Annotated in this window: 20 protein-coding genes; 6 read left to right on the top strand and 14 right to left on the bottom strand. The window is 67.7% G+C overall.

Annotated elements, in window-relative coordinates; all coding sequences use genetic code 11:
* The first annotated feature begins 85 nt into the window (after nt 1–85).
* Nucleotides 86–259 carry a hypothetical protein gene (locus tag IBJ82_RS28935; RefSeq protein ID WP_194829133.1) on the top strand — a complete coding sequence of 58 codons (174 nt, stop codon included), beginning with the start codon at nt 86–88 and terminating at the stop codon, nt 257–259.
* A gap of 16 nt (nt 260–275) precedes the next feature.
* On the opposite strand, the gene IBJ82_RS28940 is transcribed toward IBJ82_RS28935, so the two are convergent.
* The 3 genes from IBJ82_RS28940 to lspA form a co-directional block, all read right to left on the bottom strand.
* Nucleotides 276–1,022 carry a hypothetical protein gene (locus IBJ82_RS28940; protein ID WP_228537828.1) on the bottom strand — a complete coding sequence of 249 codons (747 nt, stop codon included), beginning with the start codon at nt 1,020–1,022 and terminating at the stop codon, nt 276–278.
* A gap of 82 nt (nt 1,023–1,104) precedes the next feature.
* On the bottom strand, nt 1,105–2,031 hold the full coding sequence (locus IBJ82_RS28945; protein ID WP_194829134.1) for an RluA family pseudouridine synthase: 927 nt from the start codon (nt 2,029–2,031) through the stop codon (nt 1,105–1,107).
* On the bottom strand, nt 2,028–2,645 hold the full coding sequence (gene lspA, locus IBJ82_RS28950) for a signal peptidase II (RefSeq protein ID WP_194829135.1): 618 nt from the start codon (nt 2,643–2,645) through the stop codon (nt 2,028–2,030). The genes IBJ82_RS28945 and lspA overlap by 4 nt, the downstream gene beginning before the upstream one ends.
* Nucleotides 2,646–2,794: 149 nt before the next feature.
* Here lspA and IBJ82_RS28955 point away from each other — a divergent pair, with 149 nt between their 5' ends.
* Entirely contained in the window at nt 2,795–3,685 is an 891-nt protein-coding gene (locus tag IBJ82_RS28955; RefSeq protein WP_370585532.1) for a hypothetical protein, read from the top strand.
* Nucleotides 3,682–4,398: a sensor domain-containing protein gene (locus IBJ82_RS28960; protein ID WP_194829136.1), complete on the top strand. Its 717-nt coding sequence runs from the start codon at nt 3,682–3,684 to the stop codon at nt 4,396–4,398. The genes IBJ82_RS28955 and IBJ82_RS28960 overlap by 4 nt, the downstream gene beginning before the upstream one ends.
* A gap of 13 nt (nt 4,399–4,411) precedes the next feature.
* Here IBJ82_RS28960 and IBJ82_RS28965 read toward each other — a convergent pair whose 3' ends face one another.
* Entirely contained in the window at nt 4,412–5,260 is an 849-nt protein-coding gene (locus IBJ82_RS28965) for a TIGR03619 family F420-dependent LLM class oxidoreductase (RefSeq protein ID WP_194829137.1), read from the bottom strand.
* Between the two features lie 191 nt (nt 5,261–5,451).
* Between IBJ82_RS28965 and IBJ82_RS28970 the strand changes: the two genes are divergently transcribed.
* Nucleotides 5,452–5,922, top strand: a complete 471-nt coding sequence (locus IBJ82_RS28970; protein ID WP_194829138.1) for a VOC family protein — start codon at nt 5,452–5,454, stop codon at nt 5,920–5,922.
* An 8-nt stretch (nt 5,923–5,930) separates the two neighbouring features.
* On the opposite strand, the gene IBJ82_RS28975 is transcribed toward IBJ82_RS28970, so the two are convergent.
* A complete protein-coding gene (locus IBJ82_RS28975) occupies nt 5,931–6,353 on the bottom strand; it encodes a ubiquinol-cytochrome c reductase iron-sulfur subunit (RefSeq protein WP_194829139.1) in 423 nt (140 codons plus the stop codon).
* Between the two features lie 240 nt (nt 6,354–6,593).
* On the opposite strand from IBJ82_RS28975, the gene IBJ82_RS28980 reads away from it, so the two are divergent.
* On the top strand, nt 6,594–7,577 hold the full coding sequence (locus IBJ82_RS28980; protein WP_194829140.1) for an NAD(P)-dependent alcohol dehydrogenase: 984 nt from the start codon (nt 6,594–6,596) through the stop codon (nt 7,575–7,577).
* Between the two features lie 2 nt (nt 7,578–7,579).
* On the opposite strand, the gene IBJ82_RS28985 is transcribed toward IBJ82_RS28980, so the two are convergent.
* The 8 genes from IBJ82_RS28985 to IBJ82_RS29020 form a co-directional block, all read right to left on the bottom strand.
* The gene (locus tag IBJ82_RS28985) at nt 7,580–8,263 is read right to left on the bottom strand and encodes an LON peptidase substrate-binding domain-containing protein (RefSeq protein WP_370585533.1); all 684 of its coding nucleotides are present in this window, start codon (nt 8,261–8,263) and stop codon (nt 7,580–7,582) included.
* Between the two features lie 63 nt (nt 8,264–8,326).
* Nucleotides 8,327–10,231: an acetate--CoA ligase gene (acs, locus tag IBJ82_RS28990; RefSeq protein WP_370585534.1), complete on the bottom strand. Its 1,905-nt coding sequence runs from the start codon at nt 10,229–10,231 to the stop codon at nt 8,327–8,329.
* Between the two features lie 77 nt (nt 10,232–10,308).
* Nucleotides 10,309–11,946: a cation acetate symporter gene (locus IBJ82_RS28995; RefSeq protein WP_194829141.1), complete on the bottom strand. Its 1,638-nt coding sequence runs from the start codon at nt 11,944–11,946 to the stop codon at nt 10,309–10,311.
* Entirely contained in the window at nt 11,943–12,296 is a 354-nt protein-coding gene (locus tag IBJ82_RS29000; RefSeq protein ID WP_194829142.1) for a DUF485 domain-containing protein, read from the bottom strand. The genes IBJ82_RS28995 and IBJ82_RS29000 overlap by 4 nt, the downstream gene beginning before the upstream one ends.
* A gap of 152 nt (nt 12,297–12,448) precedes the next feature.
* Entirely contained in the window at nt 12,449–14,203 is a 1,755-nt protein-coding gene (locus IBJ82_RS29005; protein ID WP_194829143.1) for a cation acetate symporter, read from the bottom strand.
* 10 nt (nt 14,204–14,213) lie between these two features.
* Nucleotides 14,214–14,579, bottom strand: a complete 366-nt coding sequence (locus IBJ82_RS29010; protein WP_194829144.1) for a hypothetical protein — start codon at nt 14,577–14,579, stop codon at nt 14,214–14,216.
* Nucleotides 14,576–15,373 (bottom strand): LytTR family DNA-binding domain-containing protein, encoded by a 798-nt coding sequence (locus IBJ82_RS29015; protein ID WP_194829145.1) that lies wholly within the window; start codon nt 15,371–15,373, stop codon nt 14,576–14,578. The genes IBJ82_RS29010 and IBJ82_RS29015 overlap by 4 nt, the downstream gene beginning before the upstream one ends.
* Before the next feature lie 60 nt (nt 15,374–15,433).
* Entirely contained in the window at nt 15,434–16,567 is a 1,134-nt protein-coding gene (locus IBJ82_RS29020; protein ID WP_194829186.1) for a sensor histidine kinase, read from the bottom strand.
* A gap of 201 nt (nt 16,568–16,768) precedes the next feature.
* Between IBJ82_RS29020 and dnaE the strand changes: the two genes are divergently transcribed.
* Complete coding sequence (dnaE, locus tag IBJ82_RS29025) at nt 16,769–20,332, top strand: DNA polymerase III subunit alpha (RefSeq protein WP_194829146.1); 3,564 nt, start codon at nt 16,769–16,771, stop codon at nt 20,330–20,332.
* A 16-nt stretch (nt 20,333–20,348) separates the two neighbouring features.
* Here the strand turns inward: dnaE and IBJ82_RS29030 are convergent, their stop codons facing one another.
* Nucleotides 20,349–21,545 (bottom strand): Cmx/CmrA family chloramphenicol efflux MFS transporter, encoded by a 1,197-nt coding sequence (locus IBJ82_RS29030; protein ID WP_194829147.1) that lies wholly within the window; start codon nt 21,543–21,545, stop codon nt 20,349–20,351.
* Nucleotides 21,546–21,567 lie beyond the last annotated feature (22 nt).

Consider the following 21,567-nt stretch of genomic DNA (forward strand, 5'->3'; position numbering starts at 1 on the left):
ACCCTTGTGCCGGACCGACATTCGGTGTTGGAGTACCTTTGCCGGTTATGGAGGTAACGCTGTCGCACCGTCTCGGGACCACCCGGTGACCCCCGACGAACTGGACGATCTTTTTTCCGATCTCATCGTGGCTATCGACCGGCTCGATGCCGGTGCGCTCGAATTGATGGCGGATGCCTACGACCAGGCCGGCGATGTGGACCGGGCACGCACGCTGTGGGAGCTGGCCGATACGCGCCGTGCCATAGATCAGCCGTAGGTCGTCGGTCGGAGTGCTACTCGGTCGGAACCGGGCCGTCGTCGGGATTCGGAGCGACGGTATCGCTGCTGCCCGGCAGTAACGGGCTCACCGCGAACCGGCCCGCGACGGCGTCGGCCGGGAGCGCCTGCACCGCCCGGACTCCGGATCGTGCTGCGAGGTCACGTAATTGGGGCAGCGTGCCGCGTACGACGAGGCCTGCCGTGCACGCGCAGCCCGCGCGCAGGCGCGACTCGGTGAGATGGGCGATCTCGGCGCTGCGCTGATCGCGGAACTGTTGTGCCGCCACCAGACCCGCTGCCGCGTCGGCGGATCTCACCGCGGGCTCGTCGCCGGCCGGAGTGGCGACCGTGATCACCGGTGTCTGCACCCGATCGACCGGCACGTGCTGGATCACCCCGGAGACCCGCAACCCTTCGGCGGTAGCCGGAATCTGTTGGGGCGTCAGGTATTCGGAGAACGACACCAGCGCCCAGTGCTGGTCGGCATCGTCACCACCGAGCGAGGCCCGTGCGTCGCCGAGGTATTGCTGAACCTGCTCGCCGGGTGCGGGTCCGAGCCGGTCGGTCGCCACCGCCGACGCGGGCGGCGGCTCGCGGAACGCGACGACCAGCAGGATCACCGCACCGATCGCCGCGATCCCGTAGACGGCGGCATTGCGTAGGGAGAGTCGCCGATCGTCCGAATCGCCGTCGTCGGCCTGCGATCCCGGCTCGGCGGGCATGTTCCCGAGAGTTTCGGATGTGGGTGCGCTGTCGTCCATCGGTGCTCCCGCCGGTTCGGCGGGCGGTTCCCCGCGGTCGTCCGGCGCCGTGTCCGGCGCCGGTTCGGACGACCGCGGGTCGTCAGGCATTGCGTAATACGTCCAAGGCGCCCGCTAGATCGTCGGGGTACTCGCTGGTGATCTCGAGCCAGCGACCGTCGGCGGGATGGTGGAAGCCGAGCTGACGCGCGTGCAGCCACTGCCGTTCCAGGCCGAGGCGTTTGGCCAGCGTCGGATCGGCGCCGTAGGTGAGGTCACCCGCGCAGGGGTGGCGCACCGCCGAGAAGTGCACCCGGATCTGGTGCGTGCGGCCGGTTTCGAGGTGGACGTCGAGCAGACTGGCCGCTTGGAACGCCTCGATGGTGTCGTAGTGGGTGACGCTCGGCCTGCCGTCGGCGGTCACCGCGAACTTCCAGGCATTGCCCCGCGCGCGCCCGATCGGCGCGTCGATGGTGCCGCTGCTCGGATCGGGGTGTCCCTGCACGAGTGCATGGTATTGCTTGTCGACCGTGCGTTCCTTGAAGGCGCGCTTGAGCATCGTGTAAGCGTGTTCGGATTGTGCCACCACCATCACACCGGAGGTGCCCACGTCGAGCCGGTGCACGATGCCCTGCCGTTCGTGCGCGCCCGAGGTGGAGATGCGATAGCCCATCGCCGCCAGGCCGCCGACCACGGTCGGTCCGGTCCAGCCGACGCCGGAGTGCGCGGCGACGCCGATCGGCTTGTCCACGGCGACGATGTCGTCGTCGGCGTAGAGGATGTTCATCCCGTCGACCGGGGCGGCCTCGACCGTCAGTTCGCGCTTGGGTTCGGGGAAGATCACTTCCAGCCACGCGCCCGCGGTGAGTCGGTCGGACTTACCCGCGGCGACCCCGTCGATCTGCACCGAGCCGTCCTCGGTCAGTGCCACGACCGCGGTCCGCGAGAGGCCGAGCAGGCGGGCGAGTCCCGCGTCCACCCGCATCCCGTCGAGTCCATCGGGGACGGGCATGGTTCTGGTTTCTCTCATACGGTCTCCTCGGTGTGTTTGCGACCGCTGCGGGTGCCGTCCGGTTCGAAACCGAACACGGTGAGCGCGACCAGCAGGATCGCCCCGCACACGATGGCCGAGTCGGCGACGTTGAAGACCGGCCACCAGCCGACGGCGACGAAGTCGACCACATGGCCCTGCAGCGGGCCTGGGTATCGGAAGATCCGGTCGACCAGGTTGCCCAGCGCCCCACCCAGCACCATGCCGAGGCCGATGGCCCACCACAGCGAACGCAGGGTGCGCCCGATCCGGATCACGCCGATCACCACCGCGGCGGCGATCAGGGTGAGCAGCCAGGTCATGCCGGTCGCCATCGAGAACGCCGCGCCCGGGTTGCGAACCAGGGTGAACCGCGCGAAATCGCCGATGATCGGCACCGATTCGCCCGGGTCGATGAAGGCGACGGCGAGGCATTTGGTCAGCAGGTCGAGCCCGAACAGGACGGCGGCGATGATCAGCAGCGTCGTCAAACGGCGGCGACCAGCGGGTTTCGCCGTCTCGGCGGCCTCGGGTATGGCAGCGGCCGAGGGGGTGGCTGAGTCGTCACCGGTCTCGGGGACGGCAGCGTTGTCGGTGGGCCGGTCTTCACTCACGCGTCCATCATTCCCTAGTGGTGATCTGGCCTGCGCCGCGGTGCCGAGGGAGTCCCAGGTGTTACTCAGGAAGCGGTCGTACCCTGATGGCTGTGACGGTGTTGTCTAGATCTCGCTTACCCCGCATCGCGCGCCCCGGGGTGTTACTGGTGGCGCTCGTGCTCGGGTTCGCGACATTCGGCGCCGGGTGCGCCGACCGCTCGGCCCCGGCCGCGGAGGTCGACGGCACCGAGCCGCTCGGCATCGGCAAGGAAGTCACCGTGCCGATCTCGGCCGCGGTCACCACGATCGTCTCGCCCGGCGAGGAGCCGCGCGATCTGTTGCGGCCACGCTATGCCGCGGGCACCACCCAGGAAGTGACGCTGCGCACCGACTACCGGATCCAGCAGCAGGTCAACGATCAGCCTGCCCGCGACTTCTCGCCCGCCGCGCTGACCATCCCGATGACCGCGCGCGCGGGCAGCGATGGCGTCGACCTCACCGTCGGCGCGGTCACCACCCCCGACCCCGCGCTCAACAAGGCGTTCACTTCTGCCGACGGTTCACACGCCGGTTTGGGGATGAGCGACTTCGGTGCGATCACCGAGCTACGCATGGCCCCGTCGCCGGATACCCCGAATACCGCGCGGGCCGCGCTCGAACAGGCCTTCTACCAGGCTGTGTATCAGTCGATCGCGTTCCCGGACCAGCCCGTCGGGGTCGGTGCGGTGTGGACGGTGCACCAGACGATCACCGGCGGGGTCACCTTGGACCAGATCACCACGGCCACGCTCACCAGCCGGGAGGGCGACCGGCTCACCATCGATCTGCAGGTGAATCAGACGCCCACCGACAATGTGTGGGAGTTGCCCAACGACGCGGGTGAGCTCGACATCGACGGTTACGTGATGGAAGGCGTCGGCTCGATCACCATCGATCTCGGTATGCCGCTGCCGGTTTCGGGTTCCATCGAGATCGGTGGACAGCAGACCTATCGGGACGCGCGCAGCGTGAGCACCTTGGTGCAGACGCAGTCGACCCGCGTTTCCTGGACGGAATGATGCGAGGAGGTGCGCTGCGCCTCGGCGCGGCTGTTTCGGCATGTGTCGGATTGGCCGCGGTCGCTGGCTGTGGGTCCGACGACGCGGCGGATTCGCCGGGATCGGGTCCGTTCTCCGCCCCCGCCACGGCCGCCCCCGGAACCGGCGCTGTCGTTCGCGATGCGGCGCAGTTGTCGGCCGGTCTGCTCGCCGCTACGGACCTACCCGGTGATTTCGCGGTGGTGCCGCCGCGCGGTGACTCCGCGGAGCCCGCGGTACCGCCTGCGGCGCTGACGGATCCGCCGGACTGTGGGCGTCTGCTCTCGCCGATCGCGCAGCAATGGCCGGGGTCGTCCGCCGCCGCGTCGGTGCAGTTCGCGGGGCCCAGCTTCGCCACCATCGACATCGACGCCGCGAGTTACCCGGACGCGGCGCTGGCCCCGGCCTTCGACGCGCTCCAGGCCCAGCCCCGGCGCTGTACCAGCTACTCCGGTGACGACGCGGGCGTGCGGATCGAGTATCGAACCAGCGGGCTCGCGCAGCCGCCCGCGGGCGACGCGGGCTCGGCGTTCACCCTGACCGCGACGAGTGACGGGCTCACCCTCACCTCGGCGACAGCACTGGTCCAGGTGGGCAACACGCTGGTTCAGGTGGTCGTCACCGCGCCGGAAGTCGTCGACCCCGGCGTGCTCTCCGATCTCACCGCGGCGCAGGTGCGCAAGCTGCGCGGCTGAAACCGGTTCGGACTCACGCCGAGACGGCGAGCTTCCCGCCGAGGTGGCCGAGATAGCCACGGACGTCGTCGGCGCTCTTGTCAGGAAGGCCGAAGACCACCTCGGTGACGCCGAGGTCGGCCCAGCGAGCGAGTTGCTCGGCATCGTGGCGACCCGCCAGCGCGATCACCCGCGGGGTGCCGTCGCGACCCGCGTCCTTCCAGACACGGTGCAGCAGTTCGACTTTGGCGCCCAGATCGCCTTCGGTCGGGGTGGTGATCCACCCGTCCGCGTTGGCCGCGAGCCAACCGAACGATTTCTCGGTACCGCCCGCGCCGAGCAGTACAGGGACCCCGGCGCGTACCGGCTTGGGCCAGGACCAGCTCGCTCCGAACTTCACGAAGTCACCGGAGAATTCGGCCTCCTCCTGCGACCACAGTGCCCGCATCGCGTCGAGGTTCTCGCGCAACACCGTCCGTCGCTTGTTCGCGGGAACGCCGTGATGAGCGAGTTCGTCGGTGTTCCAACCGAAACCCACACCCAGCTCCACCCGGCCGCCGGACAGGTGATCGAGCGAGGCGATGGTCTTGGCGAGGGAGATCGGATGGTGCTCGGCGGGCAGCGCCACCGCCGTCGACAGGGTGATCCGCTCGGTGACCGCGGCGGCGGTGGCCAACGCGACCCACGGGTCGAGCGTGCGCAGGTACCGGTCGTCGGGGAGTGAGGAGTCCCCGGTCTGCGGATGGGCCGCGGCCCGCACGACCGGAATATGGGTGTGCTCGGGGACGTAGAACGCGTCGAACCCGGCGTCCTCGGCGGCCTTGGCCGCATCGGCGGGCGTGATGCCCCGGTCACTGGTGAACAACACAACCCCGTAGCGCACGTCCAGGCCCTCCGACTTCGACAGCAAAACTGAAACAGGTTCTACAACCTGAAACCAGTTCTACATGAGTAGAACCAGTTCTACTAGTCCTGATCTCGAGGGATGGCCGAACGGGTGATGGCCTTTCCCCGATCGGGCGAGGGGAATACGCTGTTCTCGTCCGAGCATCACTCTCGACACGGAGGTATCCGATGTCTGATGTTTCCCCCTTCCCCGACGGCTATCCGCGGATCTGTCCCGGACTGGCGTGCGCGGGAGCGGCCGCCGCGATCGACTTCTACATCGCGATCTTCGGCGCGACCGTGCGCATGAAGATGGACGGGCCGGGCGGCACTGTCGTCCACAGCGAACTGCTCGTCGGCGACTCGATGCTCATGGTCGGTGACCCGGTCCCCGAGATCGGCTTCGTCGACCCGAAGGCCGTCGGTGGCTCTCCGGTGAACCTGATGGTCTACGTCGCCGACGCCGACGCCGCGTTCGCCGCGGCGCTCGCCGCGGGCGCCACGGCGACCACCCCCATGACCGACCAGTTCTACGGCGACCGTAGCGGCGCCTTCGAGGACCCGTGGGGTCACCGCTGGACCGTGGCCACCCACATCGAAGACGTCTCGCCGGAAGAAATGGAACGGCGTATGTCCGAGATGATGGACGCCGCGGGCTGATCGTCCGCTCACGCGGGAACGATCGAGTCTCCTTCGACGCGAACGGGTTCGGCGGCTAGCGGCTTCGTGGCCGGCCCGCCACGCACGGCACCGTCGAGCTCGAATCGGCTGCCGTGACACGGGCAGTTGATCGTGCCCCTGGCCACGGTCGCGACCTTGCATCCGGCATGCGTGCAGGTCGACGACAGCCCGACGAAGTTGCCCGGGGTCGGCTGGGTGACCACCGTGTCGCCGACGATCACCCCGCCGCCCACCGGGACATCCGCCACCTTGACCAGCGCACCGGCGGGTGCCCCGGGTCCGGGCGGCGCCACAGGTGCCGAGTCGCCCTCCTCGGAGGCGCCACACGCGGTCAGCGTCGCCGCTGCGGCCAACACACCCGCGCCGACGACGACGGCGCGGCGGTTCAGCGAGAAATCGTTGATGGTCATCGCTCGTTCTCCGATTCAGTCAGTACCCACCGGTCCGCCGACCGGCTCTTTCCCTGTCAACGTCGGACATCCCCTCCCGGTTCGACCGAACCCGATTCCGAGCGTTGCTCGACGCGTAGGTCCTCGGTTCGCCGCCGGGCCGGTGCCTCGAGGGCAGGTCCGCATCTCATGTGAAATCTCCGGGTGGATCGGGGGATTCCCCTGATGTGGTTGGCGGTCGGAGAGCCTAGCGTTTTCGGTGTGAGGGCGATTGCGCAGCAGGTATACGGGTCAGCGGCGACGTTGGCGGCGGTGGAGGTCGGGCGGCCGTCGGCGGGCGCGGGTGAGGTGCTGGTTCGGGTGCGTGCCGCGTCGGTGAATGCGCGGGATTGGCATGTGATGCGGGGGGATCCGAAGATCGCGCGGTGGATGGATCGGTCGGTGTTCGGTCGCCATGGGCCGACGAACCCGGTGCAGGGTGGGGACTTCGCGGGGACCGTCGAGGCGGTGGGGGACGGTGTCTCGGACCTGGCCGAGGGTGCGGAGGTATACGGGGAGGCGGTCAGCGGTGCGTTCGCGGAGTACATCGCGGTGCCGCGGGCGTTGCTCGACCGGAAACCGGCGAATCTGAGCTTCGAGGAAGCCGCGGCGGTGCCGTTGGCCGCCAATACCGCCCTGACCTGCCTGCGTCACGTCGGCGAGGGCGAGCGGGTGCTGATCATCGGCGCGTCCGGTGGGGTCGGCACCTTCGCGGTCCAGATCGCCCGAGCACGGGGCGCGCAGGTCACCGGGGTGTGCAGCACCCGCAACGTCGAGGCGGCGCGCTCGCTCGGCGCGGAGCACGTCGTCGACTACACCCGCGACACCGTGACCGGCCGCTACGACACCGTCCTCGACCTGGCCGGAACACGAACCCTGCGGGCACTGCTGCGCCTGGTCGAACCCACCGGCACGCTGGTGCTGTCCGGTGGCGGCAACTTCGACGGGGGCAGCTGGTTCGGTCCGGTCGGCCTGCTCGCGCGCGGTCGGCTGGCTCGACCGTTCGTGAAACCCGCTATCCGGGTTCCCACGGCCGAGCAGACTCCGGAGTCGCTGACCGAACTGCGGGAACTGATCGAGTCGGGCATGGTCCGCCCGGCAATCGACCGGACCTATCCGCTGGCCGAAACGCCCGCCGCGATCGAGTACATGGAGACCGAACACGCGCGCGCGAAAATCGTGATCGCCGTCGCGTCGACGGACTGACCTCACAGCAGGCGGAACTCCATCATCGCGATCGCGTCATCGACGGAGGTGGACAGCGCCGTGAGCCGACTGAGTGGATCCGGCGCGGCCAGGGCCGACTGGCGGTCGGTCGGGCCGATCGGCAGTCGCGCGGCCAGCTCATAGGAGCGGGTGGTCGGATCGTCGGACAGATCATTCAGCGATGCCGACGGCGGCGGCCTGCGGATGCCGTTGCGCCGCGCGAACTGGGCTGTCAGCGAGTGAAGCCGGTCCGCACGTTCACGCAAGCCCGCCAGCAACTCGCCGTCGTCGGCACCGGCGCCGTCCGGCCAGAGCTCGGCTTCCGCCCGGGGATACGGGGCGTCGTCGAGCCACTTCTCGATCCGGATGCGGTCGGTTCCCTTGCAGCGCAGCCGGTATCGCGAGCCGGGCAGTTCGATCACCTCGGTGATCCTGGCGACGGTGCCCACCTCCGTGCGCACCTCACCACCTCCTACCTCGTGCCCGCGCGCGATCAACACGACACCGAATTCCGGCTCCCGCCGCCCATCCGTGCAGTCCTCGACCAGCGCGACGTACCGGGGCTCGAAGATCTGCAACGACAGCGACTCACCGGGTAGCAGCACCGCGCCCAGCGGGAATATTGGTATCTCCACCGTTCCAGCATGCCCGGTGTCGCGCGGACTACGTCCATCCGGCGCGCTCACGCTGTGTCCTTTCGGCAGGGTCGGGCACGCTCCATGGTGACGAGGGACCGCGTCGCCGACCGCTCACGTGGTGGCGATCGACTCGAACACCGTCGGGTCGACCAGTGTCGAGGTGTCGCCGAGTTCGCGACCTTCGGCGACATCGCGCAGCAATCGGCGCATGATCTTGCCGCTGCGCGTCTTGGGCAGCTCCGGCACGATGTGGATCTCGCGCGGCCTGGCGATCGGACTGATCTCCAGCGAGACCGCCGCCTTCAGTTCGGCCACGAGCGACTCATTCGCACCGGCCGCGCCGGTGAGAATGACGAAGGCCACGATCCCCTGACCGGTGGTCTCGTCGGACGCGCCGACCACGGCGGCCTCGGCGACGGCCGGGTGCCCGACGAGCGCGGATTCCACCTCGGCGGTGGAGATACGGTGACCGGACACATTCATGACGTCGTCGACGCGCCCCAGGATCCACAGATCGCCGTCGGTGTCGAGCTTGGCGCCGTCGCCCGCGAAGTACCAGCCCTCGGAAGCGAAACGCTGCCAATAGGTTTCGCGGTAGCGGTCCATGTCGTTCCAGATGCCGCGCAGCATCGACGGCCACGGCTGATCCAGGACGAGCAGACCGGATCCGTCGGGACCCAGTGGTGTGCCGTCGTCGTCGACGACCGCGGCGGAGATGCCCGGTAGGGGGCCCATCGCCGCGCCGGGCTTGGTCGAGGTGACTCCGGGCAGCGGGGAGATCATGATGGCGCCGGTCTCGGTCTGCCACCAGGTGTCGACGATCGGAGTTGTGTTCGCGCCGATCACTTCTCGGTACCAGCGCCATGCTTCGGGGTTGATCGGTTCGCCGACGGAGCCGAGCATTCGCAGGGTGCTCAGATCGTGTGCGTCGGGGATCTCGCGGCCCCACTTCATGAAGGTGCGGATCAGCGTGGGCGCGGTGTAATAGATGGTGACGCCGTATTTTTCGATGATCTGGAAGTGTCGGTGTTCGTCGGGGGAGTTGGGGGTGCCCTCGTAGACGACCTGGGTGGCGCGGTTGGCGAGTGGTCCGTAGACGATGTAGCTGTGTCCGGTGACCCAGCCGATGTCGGCGGTGCACCAGTAGACGTCGTGTCCGGCTTTGTGGTCGAAGACGTTGTGGTGGGTGTAGGCGGTTTGGGTGAGGTAGCCGCCGGTGGTGTGCAGGATTCCCTTGGGCTTACCGGTGGTGCCGGAGGTGTAGAGGATGAACAGCGGGTGTTCGGCGGGGAAGGGCTGGGCCTCGTGCGAAGGCGAAGCGACAGCGACGGTTTCGTCCCACCACAGGTCACGTACCTCGGTCCACGGCACGTCGAGTCCCACCCGGCGCACCACCAGCACATGCTCGACGCTCGACGGATCCGAACCCAGCGCCTCGTCGACGGCGTACTTCAGCGCGGCGGGCTTCCCGCGACGCCACTGTCCGTCGGTGGTCACGATCAGCTTGGCCTCGGCGTCGTCGACCCGCTGCCGCAATGCCGTGGGGGAGAACCCGGCGAACACCACCGAGTGGGTGAGCCCGAGTCGCGCGCACGCCAGCATCGTCACGATGGCTTCGGGCACCATCGGCATGTAGATCGCGACCCGATCACCGGCGACGAGGCCGAGCGTGGTGAAAGTATTGGCCGCCCTGCACACTTCATCGAGGAGCTCCGCGTAGGTGATCGCACGCGAGTCGCCCGGTTCGCCCTCCCAGTGGATGGCGACCTGGTCGCCGTGCCCGTCGATGACGTGGCGGTCGACGCAGTTGTAGGAGACGTTGAGCTCGCCGTCGCCGAACCAGCGCGCGACCGGCGCGTCGGACCAGTCGAGCACCTCGGTGAAGGGCTTGTGCCAGTGCAACCGCTTGGCCTGCTCCGCCCAGAAACCGTCGCGGTCGGTGTGCGCCCGCTCGTACAGCGAGGCATCGGCATTGGCCTGCGCGATGAACTCCGGGGCGGGCGGATAACTGGTCACAAGAATCTCTCCTTCGAAAAGCTGGGGGACACAACCCGTGCCGGTGGGGCGAGCCACCGGCACGGGCAGGGTGGGCGTCAGTGCGAGATCGCCTTCTCCGCACCGACGCCGGTCAGCGACCGGACTTCCATCTCCGCGGCCTTGGCCTGATCGACCTGCTCGCCACGTCCACCGAGGAACGTACCGAGCACGCCGAGCGCGAACGCCAGCGGAATGGACACGATGCCCGGGTTGGACAGCGGGAAGTAGTCGAAGTCGGCACCCTTGATCATCGCGGTCTTGCTGCCCGACACCGCGGGCGAGAACACGATGAGCACGATGGTCGAGATCAGGCCGCCGTACATCGACCACAGCGCGCCGGAGGTGTTGAAGCGCTTCCAGAACAGCGAGAACAGGATTGTCGGCAGGTTCGCCGCCGCCGCGACCGCGAACGCCAGCGCCACCAGGAACGCGATGTTCTGGCCGTTGGCGAGGATGCCGAGACCGATCGCGAGCACACCGATCACCACCGCGGTGATCCGCGAGACCCGCACCTGCTTGACCTCGTCGACATTGCTCTTCTTGATGACACTGGCGTAGATGTCGTGGGCGAACGAGGCCGAGGCGGTGATGGTGAGTCCGGCCACGACCGCGAGGATCGTCGCGAAAGCGACCGCCGAGATCACCCCGAGCAGGAGCACCCCGCCGAGTTCGAACGCCAGCAGCGGAGCCGCCGAGTTCTGGCCACCCGCCGCGGCGAGGATCTTGTCCGGGCCGACGATGGCCGCCGCGCCGTAACCGAGCACCAGGGTGAACAGGTAGAAGGCGCCGATCAGGCCGATCGCCCACACCACCGAGCGCCGAGCCTCTTTCGCGGTCGGCACCGTGTAGAAGCGCATCAGCACGTGCGGCAGACCCGCGGTGCCCAGCACCAGGGCCAGGCCGAGCGACAGGAAGTTCAGCTTGGACATCTCGCTGCCGCCGTATTGCGCGCCGGGCGCGAGCACGTCGCGGGCGGCGACCGCCTTGTTGGTGGATTCGCTCACCGATTCCTGTGCGGCACCGAGGATGTCGGAGAAGTTGAAGCCGAACTTGGCCAGCACCATCACCGTCATCAGCGCGGCGCCCGCGATCAGCAGCACCGCCTTGATGATCTGCACCCAGGTGGTGCCCTTCATTCCGCCGACCAGCACGTACACGATCATCAGCACACCGACGGCCGCGATCACGACGGATTGTCCCGCGCGACTGGAGATATCGAGCAGCAGCGCGACCAGGCCACCGGCGCCCGCCATCTGCGCGAGCAGGTAGAACAGCGAGACGGTGAGGGTGGTCAGCGCGGCCGCGGTGCGCACCGGGCCTTCCTTCAATCGGAAGCTGAGCACGTCGGCCATGGTGAATTTGCCGGTGTTGCGCAGCATTTCGGCCACCAGCAGCAGCGCGACGAGCCAGGCGACGAGGAACCCGATCGAATACAGGAACCCGTCGTAGCCATAGACGGCGATCGCGCCCGCGATGCCGAGGAAGCTCGCGGCCGACAGGTAGTCACCGGCGATGGCGACGCCGTTCTGCGGGCCCGAGAAGCCGCGTCCGCCGGTGAAATAGTCGGCGGCACTGGCATTGTTGCGGCTGGCCCGGATCACCACGACCATCGTGACCGCGACGAACAGCAGGAAGATGGCGATATTGGCGATGGGATTGCCCACCGTCGAAGACGCGGCAAGGGTGACGCTCATGCCTGGCCCCCTTCGAGTTCTTCGCGGATGGCCGCGGCGCGCGGATCCAGCTCACGATTGGCGAAACGGACGTAGAGCCCGGTGATGAGGAACGTGGAGACGAACTGCCCGAGGCCGAGCAGCAGACCCACATTGACGTTGCCGAAGACTTTCTGTGCCATGAAGTCGTGCGCGTAGGCGCCGAGCAACACATAGCTCAGGTACCACGTCAGAAACAGGGCGGTCATCGGGAAAACGAAGCGGCGCAGTCGGTTTCGCAGATCTTGGAACTGCGGACTCGCTTGTACCGCGAGCCATTCGTCGGCACTCGGCGTGCGCGGATCTGGCGCCTCGGTGTCGGTTTGGGTCATGCCGGTCGTCCTAGCGTGAAGGGGGGTCGTGCGTGGAGATGACGGTAGGTCCCCGGACGTGAGCGCATGATGGTGTGGCGTGAGTCACTCGGTGAAGGTGGCCGCTCGTGCGGTGAGCGGTCGGTGCGGCGCGACGAACGGTCGTCTCGAGATCACCGGTGGGTGGCTGTTTCGGGGTCGCGGTCGGCGCTCATGCCGAGCCGTTCGGGAGCGTGCATGCGCAGGAAGACCCCCGCGACCGCCCGGGGATCCTGACCCCTGGTGGCCAGGCTCACCAGGATCGTCACCGCGAAGGCCAAGGGCACGCTGACCGCGCCGGGATAGTCCACGATCGCGGCGGGCCAGCCGTTCGCCAGATCGGGGGAGACGCCACCGAGCACCGCCAGCACGGTCGCTCCACCTGCGGTGACACCGCCGGTGAGCATGCCTGCCGCCGCGCCGGTCGCGGTGAGTCCGCGCCACCAGATACCGAGGACCAGCAGTGGACACAGGGTCGACGCGGCCACCGAGAAAGCCAGTGCGACAGTGCGCGACAGATCGAGGGACGCGACGGTCACCGCGAGCGTCAGCGGGACCAGACCCGCGACCAGCGCGGCCAGTCGGAAGTCGCGGATGCGCCCGCGCAGCACGTCGGTGCTGAGCACGCCCGCCAGGCTGACCAGCAGCCCCGACGAGGTGGACAGGAACGCCGCGATCGCCCCGGCCGCCGCCAGCGCGGCCAGCAGTTGTCCACCGAGCCCGCCGAGCACGGCACCGGGCAGCAGCACGACCGCCGCGTCGGAGGCGCCGGTGATCAGCAGTTGTGGCACGTAGAGGCGGGCGAAGACGCCGAGCAGGATCGGGAACAGGTAGAAGACGCCGACCAGCCCGATCACCGTCAGCGCGGTTCGGCGAGCGGACGGGCCGTCGCGGTTGGTGTAGAACCGGACGAGTACGTGTGGCAGGCCCATGGTGCCAAGGAAGGTCGCCACGATCAGCGAAAACACCTGGTACTGCGGGTGTTCCCCGCCGAAGCCGCCACCGGCCGCCACCCAGCTCGCGCCGTCGGCCGGTGCGCCTGCCACCACCGGAACGGCCGAACCCGGCGCGAGGATCAACTCGGTCCCTTCGGCGAGGGTGTGATCACCCGGCGCCAGCACGACCGGACCTGCGATGGGGTGACCGTCGAGCGTTCCGGTGATCGTGACCTGCTGCGAAACATCGAGGTGCACGACGACATCGGTGGAGATGTCGACGGTGGTGCGCTCGTCGACGGTCGGCGGTACGGGGGTGTCGACCGGTCGTTCGTCGGCGAGGAAATGCATTCCGAGCACCAGCGCGGGCACCGCCACGGCGGTCAATTTCAGCCAATACTGGAAGGCCTGCACCAAGGTCACCGACCGCATTCCGCCGCCGATCACATTCGCCAGCACGATCGCGCCCACCGAGACCGCGCCCACCCAGGCGGGCACTCCGAGCAGAATGTGCAGGGTGAGTCCGGCCCCTTGGAATTGCGGGATCAGGTAGACCGCGCACACCAAGACGACGAGACCGGCGGCCATGCGCCGCAATCGAATCGACCCCAACCGGAATTCGGCGAAGTCCGGCACGGTGTAGGCGCCGGAGCGGCGCAGCGGCGCGGCCACGAACATCAACAGGCCCAGATAACCCGCGGTGAATCCCACCGGATACCAGAGGGCATCGGCGCCGTATTTGGCGATCAATCCGGCGACGCCGAGAAATGAAGCCGCGGAGAGATATTCACCGGAAATCGCCGCCGCGTTCCATCGTGACCCCACCGTGCGCGACGCGACCAGGAAGTCCGAAGTCGTGCGGGAAAGGCGCACCCCATAGAACCCGATGCCGACGGTGGCAAGCGCCGCCAGCAGCAGCGCGACGACCGTGAGCGCGGGATTGTCGGGGCTCATGAGCTCGGCGTCAGTCCCCGGCCAGTTCCAGGAAATCGTCTTCGTTGCGTTGGGCGAGGCGAACATACGACCACCCCACCGCGTACAGCGTCGGGAACGCGAGCACGCCGAGAATCAGCCAGGGCAGCCCGATGCCGACCACCGTGGCCTCGCCGATCGCGTCGACGCGGAACAGCACCGGCAGCATGCCGAACCCGACCGCCACCACCAGTCCCAGGCGCAAGGCCAGACCCAGCTGCGCTCGGATCAACCCACCGATCAACGCCGCGCCCAGATCGGTCTGCTCGACCACTTCCGTGCGGGTGCGCACCTGACGCGCCCCACGCCGCTGCGCCAACACCACCCGTTCGCGCGGTGGCCGCTGTGGACCCGTCACCGCTGCGACCAGTTCTGTCGAGGTCCGTGCACCAGCCGCTGCTTGAGTTCGCGCACCTGCCGCCGACTCACCGGCAACTCCACCGCTCCGGCCGCCCCCTCGGCCCGCAAACACACCACCGTCCCATTGCCCGCGCTCCGCAATCCGGTCACCAAGCGCAATGCCACCAGATACGACCGATGCACTCGAAGAAAGCCGGCGTCCTCCCACCGTGATTCCAATGCCGACAACGGAATCCGCACCAGATGCGACCCGCTCCCGGTATGCAGCCGCGCGTAATCCCCGTCCGCCTCGACCCACGCCACATCGGCCCGATTCACCAGCGTGGTGACCCCACCGAGCTCCACCGGAATCACCTCACTGGGATGGGCGGACTCCGCGACCACCGTCGCGGGCACCGAAATCCGCCCCGCCAGAATCCGCCGCACCGCCTCGCCCAATCGAGCGCCCCGCAGCGGTTTGAGCAGATAATCCACCGCCCCCAAATCGAAGGCGGCCACCGCATGGTCATCGTGGGCGGTCACGAAAACCACCGCGGGCGGCTCCGCGAACTCCGACAGAATTCCCGCCAACTCCATTCCCGTGAGTCCCGGCATATCGATATCGAGAAACACCGCGTCGATCGGATGCGCCCGCAACAATCGCAACGCCCCGGTCGCCTCACCCGCCCGATAGATCTCACCGACTCCAGCCTGGGTGCTCAGCAGATACACGAGCTCGTCCAGCGCCGGTTTCTCGTCATCGACGGCGAGCACCCGCAGAGCGGTCGAGGGTTCATCGGTGTTCCAAGTCACAGCCCATCCATCGTAACCGGCACTGTTGGCGCGGTGTCGAACACTGCCCCGAGAGGTGGATCAGGCGCGAATTCCGGCGCGGAATTTCGGGACGCGCATGCTGACCTTCGTCCCGGCGCCCGGAGCGGTTTCCACCACCAGGCCGTAGTCGTTGCCGAAGGCGGCGCGCAGGCGGTCGTCGACGTTGGCCAGGCCGACGTGGGCGGCCTCACCGGTGCGGGCGGGGCCGGAATCGGTGTCGACGGCATCGAGGGCACCGGAGCGCAAGAGGTCGGGGTCCATGCCGATGCCGTCGTCTTCGACGCTGATCAGGCAGTCGGTGCCCGCGTCGGTGGCGACGATGCTCAGTTGGCCGCCGCGACCGCCGCCGGCGAGGCCGTGTCGGACCGCGTTCTCGACCAGTGGCTGCAAGGCGAGGAAGGGCAGTACGACGCCGAGGACTTCCGGCGCGATGCGCAGGCGCACATCGAGGGCGTCGCCGAAGCGGGCCTGTTCCAATGCCAGATATCGCTCGATATTGCGCAATTCGTCGGCCAGGACGGTGAATTCGCCTGCGGCGCGGAAGGAATAACGGGTGAAGTCGGCGAATTCGAGGATCAGTTCGCGGGCCCGGTCCGGGTCGGTGCGGACGAACGAGGCGATCGTGTTGAGCGCGTTGTAGATGAAGTGTGGGCTGATCTGGGCTCGCAGCGCCCGCAATTCGGCCCGGTCGACCCGAGCCCTCGACGCATCCAACTCGGCGAGTTCCAACTGCCCGCACGCGTACCGCGCCACCTCCGCGGCCGCCCCGAGCATGCCTGGTCCAGGCTTCCCGGTCGTCACCATGCCGAGCACACCGACCGCCGCCCCCGTGTCGATCAGCAACGGTTGCGCGATCAACGTGTGCTCGTCACCGGTCACCAACACCGGCCGCTCATCGGCGACGGCCCGCCGCGCCGCATCGGCGAACAGCGCGAGCATCCCGGTGTGCAGCCCATCCCAGGCGAGCAGCGTCGCGTCGGCGTCGGCCACGCCCAACGCCTCGGCACCGGCGAGAGCACGCAGATGCGGCGCCGCCTCGCTCGCGGACTCCTCGGTCAATCCGCGCCGCAACGGCACGGCCGCCAGCGACGCGGTGTGCAGCGCCTGATGGACGGCGCGCTGGGCGGGTGTGGTGACGACACGCTGGGTCCGCCGCCAGACCAGCAATGCCATGACCAGCAGGGCTGCGATCACAGCGGCCACGATGACGGTAGTCAACGAGTGAGCCGATCGGAGTACACCCACCGAGTATGCCGGTGACGTTCACCACGACACGCCGGTCCATGCCGAGGTGCCGTTCGAGGCGCGCGCGCCGAGTGCGAATTCTGTCGGACCCCCGTGCATAGAATGCCAAGGCCAACCCCCGCCGACTCTATGGGAGGAAGGACCGTCTTGGCTCCGTCCGGATCGTTCGTTCACCTGCACAACCACACCGAGTACTCGATGCTCGATGGAGCGGCGAAGATCTCGCCGCTGTTCGCGGAGGCGGATCGGTTGGGCATGACCGCGGTCGGCATGACCGACCACGGCAACATGTACGGTGCCTCGGAGTTCTATAACTCGGCCAAGAAGGCGGGCATCAAGCCGATCATCGGCATCGAGGCCTACATCGCACCGGGCTCGCGCTTCGACACCAAGCGAGTGAAGTGGGGCGATCCGGGCCAGAAGGGCGACGACGTCTCCGGCTCGGGCGCCTACACCCACATGACCATGGTCGCCGAGAACGCGACCGGTCTGCGCAACCTGTTCAAGCTGTCGAGCCTGGCCTCCATCGAGGGTCAGCTGGGCAAGTGGGCGCGGATGGACGAGGAGATCATCGCCCAGCACGCCGAGGGCATCATCGCGACCACCGGCTGCCCGTCGGGTGAGGTACAGACGCGCCTTCGCCTCGGCCACGAGCGCGAAGCGCTCGAAGCCGCCGCGAAGTGGCAGGAGATCTTCGGCGCCGACAACTTCTTCCTCGAGGTGATGGACCACGGTCTGTCCATCGAGCGCCGGGTCCGTGAGGGCCTGATCGATATCAGCAAGCAACTCGGCATCCCGCCGATCGCCACCAACGACTGCCACTACGTCACCAAAGACCAGTCGGTCAACCACGAAGCGCTGCTGTGCATTCAGACCGGCAAGACGCTGTCGGACCCGACCCGCTTCAAGTTCGACGGTGACGGCTACTACCTCAAGTCCGCCGCGGAGATGCGCGCCATCTGGGATGCCGAAGTCCCCGGCGCCTGCGACAACACCGAGCTCATCGGCGCGCGCGTACAGCCCTACGACGACGTCTGGGAACACCGCGACCGGATGCCGATCTTCCCGGTGCCCGAAGGTCACACCCAGGCCACCTGGCTGCGCCAGGAAGTCTTCGACGGTCTCGATCGTCGGTTCCCCGACGGCCCGTCGCAGGAGTACATGGCGCGTGCCGACTTCGAACTCGGCGTCATCTGCGAAATGGGTTTCCCCGCCTACTTCCTCGTCGTCGGTGACCTGATCAAGCACGCGCTCGAGGTCGGCATCCGCGTCGGTCCCGGCCGTGGTTCGGCCGCGGGCTCGCTGGTCGCCTACGCGATGGGCATCACCAATATCGACCCCATCCCGCACGGTCTGCTCTTCGAGCGATTCCTCAACCCCGAGCGCGTGTCGATGCCCGATATCGATATCGACTTCGATGATCGCCGCCGCGGTGAGATGGTCCGCTACGCCACCGAGAAGTGGGGCACCGACCGTGTCGCCCAGGTGATCACCTTCGGCACCATCAAGACCAAGGCCGCGATCAAGGACTCCGCGCGAGTCCTGTTCGGCCAGCCCGGTTTCGCCATCGCCGACCAGATCTCCAAGGCGTTGCCGCCGCCGATCATGGCCAAGGACATCTCGGTCTCGGGCATCACCGATCCCGACCACGAGCGGTACAAGGAAGCCGCCGAGGTGCGTGAGCTCATCGGCTCCAACCCCGACATCGCCAAGATCTACGAGACCGCGAAAGGTCTGGAAGGCCTGATCCGCAACGCGGGCGTGCACGCCTGCGCGGTCATCATGTCGTCGGAGCCGCTCACCGACGCGATACCGGTGTGGAAGCGCGCCCAGGACGGCGCGATCATCACCGGCTGGGACTACCCGTCGTGTGAGGCCATCGGGCTGCTGAAGATGGACTTCCTCGGTCTGCGCAACCTCACCGTCATCGGTGATGCCCTGGAGAACATCAAGGCCAACCGTGGCATCGATCTGGACATGGACAACCTGCCGCTCGACGACCCGGCCACCTACGAACTGCTCGCCCGCGGCGACACCCTCGGCGTGTTCCAGCTCGACGGCAGCGCCATGCGCGACCTGCTGCGTCGCATGCAGCCCACCGGCTTCGGCGATATCGTCGCCGTCCTCGCGCTGTATCGCCCCGGCCCGATGGGCATGAACGCCCACAACGACTACGCCGACCGCAAGAACAACCGGCAAGAAGTCAAACCGATCCACCCCGAGCTCGAAGAGCCACTGAAAGAGATCCTCGCCGACACCTTCGGCCTGATCGTCTATCAGGAACAGATCATGCAGATCGCGCAGAAGGTGGCCGGGTACTCGCTCGGCCAAGCCGATATCCTGCGCCGCGCCATGGGTAAGAAGAAGCTGTCGGTGCTGGAAGAGGCCTATGCGGGCTTCCGCGACGGCATGCTGGCCAACGACTTCTCCGAGCCCGCCATCAAGGCGCTCTGGGACACGATTCTCCCGTTCGCCGGGTACGCGTTCAACAAATCGCACGCCGCCGGCTACGGCCTCGTCTCCTTCTGGACCGCCTACCTCAAGGCCAACTACCCGGCCGAGTACATGGCCGGTCTGCTCACCTCCGTCGGTGACGACAAGGACAAGGCCGCGATCTACCTGTCGGATTGCCGCAAGATGGGCATCACGGTGCTGCCGCCCGACGTCAACGAATCGGAGCTGAACTTCGCCTCCGTCGGCACCGATATCCGGTTCGGCCTCGGCGCGGTCCGCAACGTCGGCACCAACGTGGTCGGCTCGATCATCAACGCGCGCAAGGAGAAGTCGAAGTTCACCGACTTCTCCGATTATCTGAACAAGATCGACGCGATCGCCTGTTCCAAGAAAGTCACCGAATCCCTCATCAAGGCAGGGGGTTTCGACTCACTCGGGCATCCGCGTAAGGGCCTGCTGCTGATCCATTCCGATGCGATCGACGCGGTGATGTCGACCAAGAAGGCCGAGGCGATCGGCCAGTTCGACCTGTTCGGCGGCCTCGGCGACGGCGACGATTCGATGGCGTCGGTGTTCAACGTCAAAGTGCCGGAGGACGAATGGGAGACCAAGCACAAGCTCGCCCTCGAACGAGAGATGCTCGGACTCTACGTGTCCGGGCATCCGCTCAACGGCGTCGAGCACGTGCTGGCCGCCCAGGTCGACACCCCCATCCCGGCGATCCTGGAAGGCGACGTCAAGGACGGCGCGCAGGTGACCATCGGCGGCATTCTCGCCTCGGTGAACCGCCGTATCAACAAGAACGGCCTGGCCTGGGCTTCGGCCCAGCTCGAGGACCTCACCGGTGGTGTGGAAGTGCTGTTCTTCCCGCAGTCGTACTCGGTGTACGGCATGGATGTGGTCGAAGATGCCGTGGTGCTGGTGAAGGCCCGCGTCTCCGTGCGTGACGACCGCATCTCGCTGATCGCCAATGACCTTGTCGTGCCCGATCTCTCGGCTATCGGCGTGGCCAAGCCGGTGGCGGTCGTGATGACCACTCGCATGTGCACGCCCGACAAGCTCGGCGAACTCAAGAAGGTCCTCTCCCGCCACCAGGGCACCTCGGATGTCTTCATCCGCCACGTCGGCGCCCGCGAGAAGACCACCATGCTCAAACTCGACGACGCATGGCGGGTCTCCCCGTCCTCGGCTTTGATGGGCGATCTGAAAGCACTGCTCGGACCGGGCTGCCTGGGCTGAGCAAACTACTTCGGGTCTACTGAGGGATGACCTCAGCCACGCGAGGCTCGTAAGCAGCAGCGGCCGTGGCGGGTTCACGCTCGAGTCGGTGCGACAGCGCCACGGTGGCGACCATAGCCAGGCCGAGCCCGGCGCCGATCCAGCCCACCGAGGTGAAGCCGAGCCCGGCGCCGATGGCCAGTCCGCCGAGCCACGGGCCGACCGTGATCCCGATGTTGAACGCCGAATAGTTGGTCGCCGCGGCCAGCGTCGGCGCGCCGTCGGCGAGTGTGAAGACGCGGGTGTTCAAGGCCGGGTTCGTGGCGAAACCGAAAGCGCCGAGCAGCAGGACGAGCACGATCATCGCCGCGGGGGAGTGCGCGGTGACGGCGATCGCGGCCGCGGCCACTGTCATCCCGGTGGCCCCCACGTACAGGGTGCGGAACGGGTGCGCGTCGGCGAAGCGTCCACCGATCGTGATGCCGATCAACCCGCCGACGCCGTACAGGCCCAGCACCGCCGGGATCCACGCCGCCGAGATACCGGTGGTGTCGGCCAGCAACGCACCGAGATAGGCGAAGGTGACGAACGCCGAACCCGTCGACAGCGCGGTGGCGCCGTAGGACACCCACAGGCGCGGGTTCGCCATCACCCGCAATTCGCCGCGCAGCGCCGCGACCGTGCTCGGCCGACCGCCGGGAATCTTTGCGAACACACCGATCATGGTCAGCGCGGACAGTCCGGCGACCGCCCAGAAGGCCGCGCGCCAGCCCCAGTGCTGGCCGATCACGGTGCCTGCGGGCACGCCGACGATCGTGGCGATGGTGAGTCCGCCCGCGACGATGCTCATCGCCCGTCCGCGCAACTGTGGCGCCACCAGCCTCACCGCGGTCGCCGCCGCCAGTGCCCAGAACCCGGCGTAGACGAAGGCGCTCACCACTCTGGTCCCGAAGATCACCCAGTAGTCCTCGCTCAGCGCGCCGACGACATGGGCGACGACGAAGATCGCGAGGAAGGCGAGCAGTGCGTCGCGGCGCGGCCAGCGCAGCGTCACCACCGCCAGCAGTGGCGCGCCGACCAGCATGCCCAGCGCGAAGGCCGAGATGAGCAGTCCGGCACTGGGAATGGAGACACCCAGGTCGGCGGCCATTTCAGGGAGGAGGCCGGCGAGCATCAGCTCGGAGGTACCCTGCGCGAAGATGGACAGGCCGAGGATGTAGACAGCGGTCGGCATGACAAACCTTTCTGACGTCGAA

This window comes from Nocardia sp. XZ_19_231, assembly GCF_015355705.1.
Classification (GTDB): Bacteria; Actinomycetota; Actinomycetes; order Mycobacteriales; family Mycobacteriaceae; genus Nocardia; species Nocardia salmonicida.